This is a genomic window from Xanthomonas sp. CFBP 8445 (assembly GCF_025666235.1).
GTDB classification, from domain to species: Bacteria; Pseudomonadota; Gammaproteobacteria; order Xanthomonadales; family Xanthomonadaceae; genus Xanthomonas_A; species Xanthomonas_A indica.
Genome location: NZ_CP102594.1, coordinates 2,415,242 through 2,426,980 on the forward strand (window position 1 = coordinate 2,415,242; position 11,739 = coordinate 2,426,980).

Consider the following 11,739-nt stretch of genomic DNA (forward strand, 5'->3'; position numbering starts at 1 on the left):
ACTCCATGCATTCCTGGATCCCGCTCTGGTTGCACCGGCTCGGCGCACCGCCGACGGCCTATCGCGTCGCCGGCGCGGTGCGTCCGTGGAGTCTGGCGGCGGCCGTGCTGCTCGGCGCCGTGGCCGGCTACGGCGGGCTGGTGCTGGCGCCGCCGGATTACCAGCAGCACGACGCCTACCGCATCATGTTCGTGCACGTGCCCTGCGCGTGGATGAGCCTGTTCGTCTACGCGGCGATGGGCGTGGCCGGCCTGGTCGCGCTGGTGTGGCGGGTGAAACTGGCGGAAATCGCCTGCACGGCGTCGGCGCCGATCGGCGCGGCCTTCACCTTCGTCACCCTGTGCACCGGCTCGCTGTGGGGCCGGCCGATGTGGGGCACTTGGTGGACCTGGGACGCACGGCTGACCTCGGAGCTGGTGCTGCTGTTCCTGTACCTGGGCGTGATCGGCCTGCATCGCGCCATCGACGATCCGCGCCAGGGCGCGCGTGCCGCCGCGCTGCTGGCGCTGGTCGGGCTGATCAACCTGCCGATCGTGCATTACTCGGTGGTCTGGTGGAACACGCTGCACCAGGGCTCCACCGTGCGCGTGCTCGGCCCGTCGAAGATGCCGCTGTCGATGCTGTGGCCGCTGCTGACCAGCGTGGTCGCCAGCAAGTTGTATTACGTCGCCAGCCTGTGCGGGCGCATGCGCACCGACTTGCTGGCGCTGGAGCGCGGCAAGGCCTGGGTGCGTGCGCTCGCGCTGCAGGCAGCGCCGGCGGCGACGCCCGTGGACACCGCAGCGCTGCCCGCGGAGCACGCGGCATGAGCGGGTTCTGGGCGATGGGCGGCTACGCCGTCTACGTATGGAGTGCGTACGCGTTGGCCTTGGTCGTGCTGCTCCTGGACAGCCTGCTGCCACGCCGCCGCCAACGTCGCCTGCTCGCGGGGATCCGCGCGCAAGTGGCCCGCGAACAGGCCCGCCGCGCCCGCGGCAACGCCGTCGCCCCTGGAGTTGGCGATGCATCCCACCCGTAGGCGCCGCCTGCTGCTGGTGCTGCTGTTGCTGGGCGCCGCCGCGCTGGCCACCAGCCTGTTCGTGCTGGCCCTGCAGCACAACATCAGCTACCTGTTCACCCCCAGCCAGGTGCAGGCCGGCGCGGCCAGGGACTACCGGGTGTTCCGGCTCGGCGGCATGGTCAAGGCCGGCTCGATCAGGCGCAGCGCCGATGCGCTGCAGGTGCAGTTCACCGTGATCGACAAGGCCGGCGCCACCGACGTGGCCTACACCGGCATCCTGCCCGACCTGTTCCGCGACAACCAGGCGGTGATCGCCACCGGCTCGATGCAGGGCGCGCGCTTCGTCGCCACCGAAGTGCTGGCCAAGCACGACGAGACCTACATGCCGCAGGAACTGAAGGACGCGATGGCGCAGGCGCACGCCAATCGCGTCGGTACGGGCGCTGCGGCGGCGGTCAAGCCATGACACACGGTCTGATCCGCAGCGCCGCGAGCGTGTCGACATGAGCGCCGAACTCGGCCAGTGCGCGCTGATCCTGGCCTTGCTGCTGGCGCTGGTGCAGGGCGTGCTGCCGCTGCTCGGCGCCTGGCGCGGCCAGCGCGCCTGGATGGCGGTGGCGCGGCCGGCCGCCTACGCCCAGGCCGGCTTCGCCTGGCTGGCCTTCGCCCTGCTCGCCTACGTGTTGCTGCAGTTGGATTTCTCGGTGCGCTACGTGGCCGCCAACGCCAACCTGACGCAGCCCTGGTACTACCGGCTGGCCGCGGTGTGGGGCGCGCACGAAGGCTCGCTGCTGCTGTGGATCGCCATCCTCAACCTGTGGACGGTGGCGCTGGCGCGCAGCGGCCGGCATCTGCCCGAGGTCTTCGCCGCACGCGTGCTCGGCGTGCTCGGGCTGATCGCCAGCGGCTTCCTGGCGTTCGTGCTGTTCACCTCCAATCCGTTCGCGCGGCTGTCGCCGATGCCGCGCGACGGCAGCGAGCTCAATCCGGTGCTGCAGGACCCGGGCATGGTGCTGCATCCGCCGGTGCTGTACACCGGCTACGTCGGCTTCTCGGTGGCGTTCGCCTTCGCGATCGCCGCCCTGCTCGGTGGCGAGCAGCAGCAGGCCTGGGTGCGCTGGGCGCGGCCGTGGACCAACGTCGCCTGGGGCTTCCTCAGCGCCGGCATCGTCGCCGGCAGCTGGTGGGCCTACGCCGAACTGGGCTGGGGCGGCTGGTGGTTCTGGGATCCGGTGGAAAACGCCAGCTTCATGCCGTGGCTGGTCGGCGCGGCGCTGATCCACACCCAGGCGGTCACCGAGAAACGCGGCGCACTCGGCGCCTGGACCCTGCTGCTGTCGATCCTGGCGTTCTCGCTGTCGTTGCTGGGCACCTTCCTGGTGCGCTCCGGCGTGCTGACCTCGGTGCACGCCTTCGCCGCCGATCCGCGCCGCGGCCTGTACATCCTCGGCTTCCTGGTGCTGGTGGTCGGCGGCTCGTTGCTGCTGTATGCGCTGCGCGCGCCGCGCCTGGCCGCGGGCAAGCCGTTCGCTGCGTTGTCGCGGGAGACCGCGATCCTGGTCGGCAACCTGATGCTCAGCGTGGCCGCGGCGATGGTGCTGCTGGGCACGCTGTTCCCGCTGCTCGGCGATGCGCTGCGGCTGGGCAAGCTCTCGGTCGGTCCGCCCTACTTCGGCCTGCTGTTCCCGCTGCTGATGCTGCCGGTGGTGCTGCTGTTGCCGTTCGGTCCCTATCTGCGCTGGGGTCGCACCGAGCCCAGTGCACTGCGCGCGGTGGCCGCGCGCGCCGGGCTGGCCGCACTGGCCTGCGCGCTCCTGGCATGGCTGCTGAGCGCGGGCACGCTGCGTGCGGTGGCCGGGGTGGCGGCCGCGGCCTGGGTCGGCGTCGGCACCGCGCTGTATGCGCTGACCCGCTGGCGCAGCGCGCCGCGCGGCCGCCGCTTCCCTGCCGAACTGGCCGGCATGCTGCTGGCGCATGCCGGGGTGGCGGTGTTCGTGGCCGGCGTGCTGCTGTCGGAAAGCCTGTCGGTGGAACGCGACGTGCGCCTGGATCCTGGCCAGAGCGCGCAAATCGGCGCCCATGCGTTTCGCTTCGATGGCGTGCGCCTGGTCGACGGCCCCAACTGGAAGGCCGAGCAAGGCACCGTGACCGTGCTGCGCGACGGCGCCGTCGTGGCGGTGCTGCATCCGCAGAAGCGCCTGTACAGCAGCGAGCGCATCCAGACCGAGGCGGCGATCGATGCCGGCGTGCTGCGCGACCTGTACGTCGCGCTGGGCGAGCCGGTCGACGACCAGCACATCGAATACGGCTGGACCCTGCGCCTGTACGACAAGCCGTTCATCCGCTGGATCTGGGCCGGCGGCCTGCTGATGATGCTCGGCGGTTTCGTCAGCGCCGGCGCGCGCCGCTTGCGTGCACAGCCGACCGCGGACAGCGCCGTCACGCCGGCGGCGCTCGCGGGCGCCGCACCATGAGCCGGCTGCTGCCGCTGGCCGGTTTCCTGTTGCTGGCCGCGTTGTTCGGGTTCGGCCTGTGGTGGAGCCGTAACCACGACCCGCGCGACGTACCCTCGCCGCTGCTGGGCAAGCCGGTGCCGGCGTTCGCGCTGCCGCGCCTGGACCGCCCCGACCTGCGCAGCGGCAGCCAGGCGCTGCGCGGCCGCCCGTATCTGCTCAACGTGTTCGCCAGCTGGTGCATGGCCTGCAGCGAGGAGCATCCGCTGCTGATGGCGCAGGCCCGGCAACTGGGCGTGTCCCTGGTCGGCTACGCCTACCGCGACGATCCGCACGACACCGCCGCCTGGCTGGCGCAGCGCGGCAATCCGTACGCGCTGGTGCTGGTAGATGCCGATGGCCAGCGTGCGATCGACCTGGGCGTGTATGGCGCGCCGGAAACCTTCCTGATCGATGCCGACGGCGTGGTCCGCTACAAGCATGTCGGCGTGCTGACGCCGCAGGTGCTCGCCGACGAGCTACGCCCGGCGATCGCGGCGCTCGATGGAGCACGGCGATGAGCACTCCCATCGCACGGACGCGCCGGCGTACGCCGTGGTGGCGGCTGCTGGTGCTGCTGTGGCTGCTGGGCGGTGCAGTGCCGGGGCTGGCCCAGGCGGTGGACCCGCTGCCGTTCAAGGACCGCGCGCAGGAGCAGCGCTTCCAGCACCTGACCGCGCAACTGCGCTGCCTGGTCTGCCAGAACGAGAACCTGGCCGATTCCGACGCGACCCTGGCGCGCGACCTGCGCCACCAGGTATTCGCGCAACTCCAGGCCGGGCGCAGCGATGCGCAGATCAAGCAGTACATGGTCGATCGCTACTCGGCCTTCGTGCTGTACGACCCGCCGCTGGCGCCGGGTACCTGGCTGCTGTGGTTCGGGCCGGCGCTGTTGCTGCTGGGTGGCGCCGGCATGGTCGTGGCGACGCTGCGCCAGCGCCGTCGCGCCATCGGCACCGCGGCAGTGGAGCCTGACGCGGAGGATGCCTGGTGACGCTGGGCTTCCTCCTCACCGCCGCGGCGATGCTCGGCATCGCCCTGTTCGCCGTGCTGCGCCCCCTGCTCGCCCAGCGTCCCGGCGCGCGTCCGCAACGCGGCATCGCCCTGCTGCTGGCGGTGCTGCTGCCGCTGCTCGGCGCCAGCCTGTACTGGCGCATCGGCACGCCGACGGCCCTGGCCGGCGTCCCCCTGCAACCGCTGCCACCGGCTGCACCGGAGCAGACCGCGCAACGGCTGCAAGGCTGGCTGCAGCAGGCCTGGGACGCGCAACAGGCGCAGCGCCCGCACGACGCGCAGCAAGCCTATGCGCAGGCCCTGCGGATCGCCCCGGACAACGTCGAGGCCCTGCTCGGCTGGGCCGAGACCGACATCGCGCAACGCGCCGATCTCGCCGTGGGCAACCCCGCACGCGCCATGCTCGGCCGAGTGCTGGCGCAGCAACCGGACAACCAGCGGGCGCTGTGGATGCGCGGCATCGCCGCCTTCCAGCGGCAGCGCTATGCCGACGCGGCCGACGACTGGCGCCACCTGCTGACCCTGCTGCCCGCCGCGTCGCCGCTGCGCGAGGCGGTGACGCAGAAGATCACCACGGCTGAGGCGATGGCGGCCAATGGCTCGCCGGGGAACGCAGCGCCGCGCTGACGCGGTCGCAGCCATCGCGGCGGCGACGCGAGTTGTTCAAAGAGCCTGCTCGAGCATGCGTTTCAGCGTGTCCGCAGCGACGGCTTGCATGAAGGGATCGCGGAACATGCCATGACGCAGCCCAGCGTGGCGGCAGCGCCAACTACACCAGCGCCCGGTTCATCTCCCCGCATTTGCGCCAAAGATAGGAATGCGTATCATTAACTGACATCTCACCCACCGCCGCCACGCGCTGTCCTCCGCTGCCCAGCCGGTGCTTCCTCCCTACGGGCCTGCATGTCTGCTTCTTCCTCCTCGCTCCACGCCCCTGACGCCCCGGCGACGCCGCGGCGCCGCTCCTTGCCACCGTGGTTGGGCGTGCTGGCGCGCACCCTGGCCGCGATCGTCGGCGGCTATGCGCTGGCCGCGGCCACCGCGGTGCTGCTGCCGCTGCTGTGGCCCTCGGTGCGCGCGCAGGCGGTATTGAGCGGGATGATGCTGGGCATCCTGGTCTGCGCCTGCACCGCGCTGTGGGCGTTCGCCGCGCACAGCGCCGGGCGTGCCTGGCTGGGCATCGCGGCGCTGCTGGCGCCGATGGCGCTGGCTATCGCCTGGCTGCAGCAGCACGCGCCATGAAGCAGGGATTCCGCCAATCGATGGCCTGGCTGCACACCTGGAGCGGCCTGCTGGTGTCCTGGGTGCTGCTGCTGATCTTCATGGCCGGCACCGCCAGCTATTTCCGCAACGAGATCAGCCGCTGGATGCGTCCGGAGCTGCCGGCCGCACAACCGAGCACCGACGTGGTCGCCGCACGCGCGGTGGCGCTGCTGCAGCGCGAGGCGCCGCAGTCGCCGCAGTGGTTCGTGTCGCTGGCCAATCCGCGCGCGCCGTTCACCGACCTGTTCTGGCGCAATCCGCCGCCGGCCGACGGCGCCCGCCAGAGCCGCAAGGAGATGTTCGGCAACGCCCTGCTCGACCCGGTCAGCGGCGAGGCCAGCCAGACCCGCGACACCCGCGGCGGCGACTTCTTCTACCGCCTGCACTTCGACCTGCACTACATCCCGGCGCTGTGGGCGCGCTACATCGTCGGCTTCTGCGCGATGTTCATGCTGGTGGCGATCATCAGCGGCGTGATCACCCACAAGAAGATCTTCAAGGACTTCTTCACCTTCCGTCCGGCCAAGGGCCAGCGCTCGTGGCTGGACTTCCACAATGCCAGCGCGGTGCTCGCCCTGCCCTACCACGCGATGATCACCTACACCGGGCTGGTCACGCTGATGCTGATGTACCTGCCCTGGGGCATCAAGACCGCCTACCCCGACGCCGAGCAGGCGTTCTACGCCGAGGCATTCCAGGAACCGCAGAACCTGCGCGAGGCCAGCGGCACGCCCGGGCGCATGCTGCCGATCGCGCAACTGCTGGACGTGGCGCGCCGCGAATGGGGCGCGCAGGCGCCGATCGCCGGCTTCACCGTGTACAACGCCGGCGACGCGGCCGCGGCCATCCAGATCCGCCAGGGCGACGGCCAGCGCCTGGGTTACACCACGCCATCATTGCTGCTGGACGCGGGCAGCGGCCAGATCCTCGGCCGCAGCGGTGAGCTGGGCGCCGCCGCGGAAACCCGCAGCACCCTGTACGGCCTGCACCTGGCGCACTTCGCCGGCCCCTGGCTGCGCTGGCTGTTCTTCGGCTGCGGCCTGCTCGGCTGCCTGATGGTGGCCAGCGGCGCGATCCTGTGGGCGGTCAAGGAGCGGCCCAAGCACGCCAAGGCCGGACGCATCGGCCTGGGCCTGCGCCTGGTCGACGCGCTCAACATCGGCACCGTGGCCGGGCTGCCGATCGCCTTCGCCGCCTATTTCTGGGGCAACCGGCTGCTGCCGCTGCACCTGGAGGCACGCCCGGAGCGCGAAGCGGCGGTGTTCTTCCTGGCCTGGGCCGCGGCCCTGCTCGCTGCGCAGGTGTGGCCGAAACGGGCGATGTGGGTCTGGCAACTGTATGCGGGGGCGGCGTTGTTCGGCTTGCTGCCGCTGCTCAACGCCGTCACCACCGACGCGCACCTGGGCGTGAGCCTGCTGGCGGGCGACTGGGCGCTGGCCGGATTCGATCTGGTCTGCCTGTTCCTCGGCCTGGCCCTGGCATTGGCTGCGCGACGCATGCAGCGTTGGCAACCGCCGCTATCGGCGGCCGAACGCCGCGCCCGGGAGCGCGGCGGATCGGGCAAGCCGGTGCTGGCCACGGAGGGCGCATGACCGCGCTCGGCCTGTGCCTGGCCTTCTCCGGCTTCGTTGCGCTGTGCCTGGGCATGGAGAAGCACCAGCTCGAACTGTATGGCGCACATCGCGCGTCGGCGCCGCGGATGCGACAACTGCAGGCCGCCGGCTGGCTGCTGCTGGGCGCGGCATTCGCCTGCTGCGTCGCCGCGCGCGGCTGGGGTATCGGCCCAGTGCTGTGGGTGGGCTCGCTCAGCGCCAGTGCGGCGCTGCTGACCCTGGGCCTGCTGCCGTACCGGCCACGGCTGATCGTGCCGCTGGCGCTGCTGGCGCCGCCGCTGGGCGTGGGCGCCGCCCTATTGGCCTAGGGCGGGCCTGCCACCACTTCTCCGGCCGGCCCTAGGCCCGCCTTACTCAGCGATCGGCGGCCACCGTCGGCGCCCGCAGTTCCGCGGCGGTGCGCGCGCCGGCGAACACCAGCACCAGCCCTGCCGCCAGGGTGATCGCCAGGTACAGCGGGACCATGCCGAGGCGGCCGTTGCGCACGAACACCATGCTTTCCATCATCAGCGAGGAGAACGTGGTCAGTCCGCCGACCAGGCCGACGATCAGCAGCGCCCGCCAGTACGGCGCGCTGGCGCCGCGGCCTTCGACCCACACCAGCAGGAAGCCGCCGACGAAGGCGCCGACCAGGTTCACCGCCAGCGTGCCCCACGGGAAACCGGCGCCGTAGCGTTGCAGCAGCGCGCTGCCGACCGCGAAGCGCAGACCGGAGCCGACCGCGCCGCCGGCCATCGCCAGCAGCAGTTGCTGCCACCACAGGGTCAGGTTCATGCGCGCCTCCGCGAGACGAACGCCGGAGCGGCAGCAGAAAAACCAGAAAGAACGGGCATCGGATTCTCCACAAGGACGATGCCGGGGCGCGGACCTGCCACCCCGGCGGGGGTTGGGCAGGCATCATCAGCGCGCAGTGCTGCGGGCGGTTCGAGGAGGAATGCCATCTCCTGTGCGCCGATTATGCGGTCGATCGCCCGGCCTTGTCAGCCCGCGCCTGTTCGCGCGCGGCGCGCAGGCGGTCGAGCTTGTCCTTGAGCTTGATCTCCAGGCCGCGTTCCACCGGCCGGTAGTAGACCCGCTCGCCCATCGCATCGGGAAAGCCGGTCTGGTCCAGGGCGATGCCGCCCTCGGCATCGTGGTCGTACTGGTAGTCGGCGCCATAGCCCAGGGTCTTCATCAGCTTGGTCGGCGCGTTGCGCAAGTGCAGCGGCACCTCCTGGGTGCCGGTCTCGCGCACTTCGGCCTTGGCCTGGTTGAACGCGGCATAGCCGGCGTTGGACTTGGCGGTGCTGGCCAGGTACAGCACCAGTTGCGCGAAGGCCAGTTCGCCTTCGGGACTGCCCAGGCGCTCGTAGATGTCCCAGGCTTCCAGCGCCATCGACTGCGCGCGCGGATCGGCCAGGCCGATGTCCTCGATCGCCATGCGGGTCAGCCGCCGCGCCAGGTAGGCCGGGTCGCAGCCGCCATCGAGCATGCGCGTGAGCCAGTACAGCGCCGCGTCGGGATTGGAGCTGCGCACCGACTTGTGCAGCGCCGAGATCTGGTCGTAGAACTGCTCGCCGCCCTTGTCGAAGCGGCGGGTGCGGTCGGCCAGCACCTGCTGCAGGGTCTGCGCGGTGATCTCGCCGCCCTCGTCCTGGGCCAGTTCGGCGGCGATCTCCAGCAGGGTCAGCGCACGCCGCACGTCGCCATCGGCGGCGCCGGCGATCTCCAGCAGCGCCGCGTCGGACACGCGCAACGGCTCGGCGCCGAGCCCGCGCTCGGGATCGTGCAGCGCCCGCTGCAGCGCCTCGGCGATGTCCTGCGGCGACACCGCCTCCAGCACGTGCACGCGGCAGCGCGACAGCAGCGCCGAATTCAGCTCGAACGAGGGATTCTCGGTGGTGGCGCCGACGAACAGGATGGTGCCGCGCTCGATGTGCGGCAGGAACGCGTCCTGCTGCGCCTTGTTGAAGCGGTGCACCTCGTCGACGAACAGCACCGTGCGGCGCCCGTCGGCGAAACGTTGCGCGGCCTCGGCCAGCACCAGCCGCACCTCCGGCAGGCCGGACAGCACCGCCGAGATCGCCTTGAACTCGGCCTCGGCGTATTGCGCCAGCAGCAATGCCAGGGTGGTCTTGCCGCAGCCGGGCGGCCCCCACAGGATCATCGAATGCACGCGACCGGCGGCGACCGCGCGGCGCAGTGCGCTGGTCGGCGCGAGCAGGCGCTTCTGCCCAACCATCTCGTCCAGCGTGCGCGGGCGCATGCGCTCGGCCAGCGGGCGCATGGCCTCGCGGTCGACGCTCAGCAGATCGGGGGTGTCGGAAGCGAAGGGTCTGCGTTTGGCCATGCGCCCATTCTATCGCCGCGGCCCGTGCACGCCTTGCCTCCAGCATGCAGCCCGGCCGCGGTGTGCCTGGCGCCGCAGGCCCGCGTGGCGCCAACGCGAGCGCTAGAATCGCGACGCCTCCCCTGCCCGGCCGCCCCTGCCATGAGCCACCACGACACCCTGGATGCGTTCACCCATCAGCACGATTTCCTCGGCACGCGCCACGAGCGCAATGCGCGCCGCACCTGGTCGGTGGTGGCGCTGACCGCCGCGATGATGCTCGTGGAGATCGTCGCCGGCTGGTGGACCGGCTCGATGGCGCTGCTGGCCGACGGTCTGCACATGGCCACCCACGCCGGCGCGCTGTCGCTGGCCGGCTTCGCCTACTGGTTCGCGCGGCGGCACCGGCACAATCCGCGTTTCACCTTCGGCACCGGCAAGGTCGGCGACCTGGCGGGCTTTTCCAGCGCGCTGATCCTGGCGCTGATCGCGCTGGGCATCGGCGTGGAGTCGGCGCTGCGCCTGGCGCAGCCGGTCCATATCGCCTACGACGAGGCCCTGTGGATCGCGGCGCTGGGCCTGCTGGTGAACCTGCTCAGCGCCTGGATGCTGGGCGCCGACCACCATCATGATCACGGGCATGGGCACGGGCACGGGCATGGGCATGGCCATAGTCACGGCCATCATCACGAACACGGCCATGCCCATGCCAGGCACCGGCATGACGACCATGCGCACGCGCACCACGCTGGGCATGACCACGATCACGCGCACGGTCACGACCATCACCCCCCGCACGATCACCACGGGCACGCACACGCCCACGTCGCGACCGCGCAGGCCGCCAGCCACGACCGCCACGCGCACGCCGACCACAACCTGCGCTCGGCCTACATGCACGTGCTGGCCGACGCGCTGACCTCGGTGATGGCGATCGTCGCCCTGCTGCTGGCCAAGTACCTGGGCTGGACCTGGACCGATGCGTTGATGGGCATCGTCGGCGCCATCGTCATCGCACGCTGGTCGCTGGCGCTGCTGCGCGACACCGGCGCGGTGCTGCTCGACGCCTCGGCGCCGGCGGCACTGCAGGCGCAGATTCGCGACCGCCTGCAGCAGGACGACGAGCGCATCGCCGACCTGCACGTGTGGCGGGTCGGCCCCGGCCAGCACGCGGCGATCGTGTCGCTGGTGACCCACCGGCCGCGGCCGGCGGCGTTCTACCACGCGCGCCTGCAGGGCGTGGCCACCCTGGGCCACGTCAGCATCGAAGTGCAGACCTGCCCGGAATGACCGGGAAGACCGCCGCGCACCGAGACGGCGCGCGGCAGCAGCCGGCTCAGCGGTCGCCGACCACGTCCACGTCCTTGTCCGGGACGTAGCGGAAGGTGCCGGTGGCGAAGGCCGGATTGCGCTTCCAGTCGCTGAAGCTGATCTCGGTGCGCTGGCCGACCGGGTCGACCACTTCCATGCGCGCCAGGCCGTTGCGGTCGAAGCCGAGCTTGGCCATCTGGAAGCTGGCCTCGGTGTCCACCTTCGGCGTCATGGTCAGCCACTGCAGCCCGTCGCGGGCCACCGCTTCCTCGCTGACGTCGTACTGGCGGTCGAGCTTGCCCGGATCGATCAGCGCGGTCAGCGGGCTGTTCTGTTCCTCGCTGCCCTGCGCGCGCACCGTGGCCTGCTTCAGGTCCGGGTCGTACACCCAGACCTTGCTGCCGTCGGCGACGATCAGCTGGGTATAGGGCTTGCGGTACTCCCAGCGGAACAGGCGCGGCGCCGACAGGGCGACGCGGCCGCTGGAGCTTTCCTTCAGCGTGCCCTTGCCGTCGTAGACCTTCTGCGCGAACTGGCCGTCCAGGCCCTTCAGCCCGCGGGTGAAGGCAGTGAGGTCCTCGCGGGCGCCGGCGAAGGCGGAGCCGGCCAGCAGCGCGGTGGCGAGGACGGTGTAGCGAAGTGTGCGAAGCATGCGGATGGATTTCCGGATGGAGTGTGGGAAGTGTGACGCGGCACGCCTGAATAGGCGATCAGAGTGATGTCGCGGCCGAGCCAGGG

14 protein-coding genes and 1 riboswitch are annotated in these 11,739 nt (G+C 71.2%); of the genes, 11 read left to right on the top strand and 3 right to left on the bottom strand.

The window, feature by feature from the left end; all coding sequences use genetic code 11:
• Positions 1-5: 5 nt before the first annotated feature.
• The 10 genes from NUG21_RS10280 (at position 6) to NUG21_RS10325 (ending at position 7,690) form a co-directional block, all read left to right on the top strand.
• Positions 6-809: a heme ABC transporter permease gene (locus tag NUG21_RS10280; protein ID WP_263393002.1), complete on the top strand. Its 804-nt coding sequence runs from the start codon at positions 6-8 to the stop codon at positions 807-809.
• The gene (ccmD, locus tag NUG21_RS10285) at positions 806-1,018 is read left to right on the top strand and encodes a heme exporter protein CcmD (RefSeq protein WP_160947222.1); all 213 of its coding nucleotides are present in this window, start codon (positions 806-808) and stop codon (positions 1,016-1,018) included. The genes NUG21_RS10280 and ccmD overlap by 4 nt, the downstream gene beginning before the upstream one ends.
• A complete protein-coding gene (gene ccmE / locus NUG21_RS10290; RefSeq protein ID WP_242083432.1) occupies positions 1,002-1,466 on the top strand; it encodes a cytochrome c maturation protein CcmE in 465 nt (154 codons plus the stop codon). The genes ccmD and ccmE overlap by 17 nt, the downstream gene beginning before the upstream one ends.
• Positions 1,467-1,503: 37 nt before the next feature.
• Positions 1,504-3,474, top strand: a complete 1,971-nt coding sequence (locus tag NUG21_RS10295; protein WP_263393003.1) for a heme lyase CcmF/NrfE family subunit — start codon at positions 1,504-1,506, stop codon at positions 3,472-3,474.
• On the top strand, positions 3,471-4,013 hold the full coding sequence (locus NUG21_RS10300) for a DsbE family thiol:disulfide interchange protein (RefSeq protein WP_263393004.1): 543 nt from the start codon (positions 3,471-3,473) through the stop codon (positions 4,011-4,013). Before NUG21_RS10295 ends, NUG21_RS10300 begins: the two co-directional genes overlap by 4 nt.
• Complete coding sequence (locus tag NUG21_RS10305) at positions 4,010-4,486, top strand: cytochrome c-type biogenesis protein (RefSeq protein WP_160947218.1); 477 nt, start codon at positions 4,010-4,012, stop codon at positions 4,484-4,486. The genes NUG21_RS10300 and NUG21_RS10305 overlap by 4 nt, the downstream gene beginning before the upstream one ends.
• Entirely contained in the window at positions 4,483-5,133 is a 651-nt protein-coding gene (locus NUG21_RS10310) for a tetratricopeptide repeat protein (protein ID WP_160947217.1), read from the top strand. The genes NUG21_RS10305 and NUG21_RS10310 overlap by 4 nt, the downstream gene beginning before the upstream one ends.
• A 339-nt stretch (positions 5,134-5,472) precedes the next feature.
• The gene (locus tag NUG21_RS10315; protein WP_160947216.1) at positions 5,473-5,748 is read left to right on the top strand and encodes a DUF3649 domain-containing protein; all 276 of its coding nucleotides are present in this window, start codon (positions 5,473-5,475) and stop codon (positions 5,746-5,748) included.
• Positions 5,745-7,361, top strand: coding sequence for a PepSY-associated TM helix domain-containing protein (locus tag NUG21_RS10320; RefSeq protein ID WP_263393005.1), 1,617 nt, complete (start codon positions 5,745-5,747; stop codon positions 7,359-7,361). Before NUG21_RS10315 ends, NUG21_RS10320 begins: the two co-directional genes overlap by 4 nt.
• Positions 7,358-7,690: a DUF3325 domain-containing protein gene (locus tag NUG21_RS10325; protein WP_263393006.1), complete on the top strand. Its 333-nt coding sequence runs from the start codon at positions 7,358-7,360 to the stop codon at positions 7,688-7,690. Before NUG21_RS10320 ends, NUG21_RS10325 begins: the two co-directional genes overlap by 4 nt.
• 46 nt (positions 7,691-7,736) lie before the next feature.
• Here NUG21_RS10325 and crcB read toward each other — a convergent pair whose 3' ends face one another.
• Positions 7,737-8,156: a fluoride efflux transporter CrcB gene (crcB, locus tag NUG21_RS10330; protein WP_263393007.1), complete on the bottom strand. Its 420-nt coding sequence runs from the start codon at positions 8,154-8,156 to the stop codon at positions 7,737-7,739.
• 110 nt (positions 8,157-8,266) lie between these two features.
• Positions 8,267-8,336: riboswitch (Fluoride riboswitch) on the bottom strand.
• Between the two features lies 1 nt (position 8,337).
• Positions 8,338-9,711 (bottom strand): replication-associated recombination protein A, encoded by a 1,374-nt coding sequence (locus NUG21_RS10335; RefSeq protein ID WP_184502430.1) that lies wholly within the window; start codon positions 9,709-9,711, stop codon positions 8,338-8,340.
• Between the two features lie 141 nt (positions 9,712-9,852).
• On the opposite strand from NUG21_RS10335, the gene dmeF reads away from it, so the two are divergent.
• On the top strand, positions 9,853-10,980 hold the full coding sequence (gene dmeF, locus NUG21_RS10340) for a CDF family Co(II)/Ni(II) efflux transporter DmeF (RefSeq protein ID WP_263393008.1): 1,128 nt from the start codon (positions 9,853-9,855) through the stop codon (positions 10,978-10,980).
• Between the two features lie 46 nt (positions 10,981-11,026).
• Here dmeF and lolA read toward each other — a convergent pair whose 3' ends face one another.
• Positions 11,027-11,653, bottom strand: a complete 627-nt coding sequence (gene lolA / locus NUG21_RS10345; RefSeq protein ID WP_010341718.1) for an outer membrane lipoprotein periplasmic chaperone LolA — start codon at positions 11,651-11,653, stop codon at positions 11,027-11,029.
• Between the last annotated feature and the right edge of the window lie 86 nt (positions 11,654-11,739).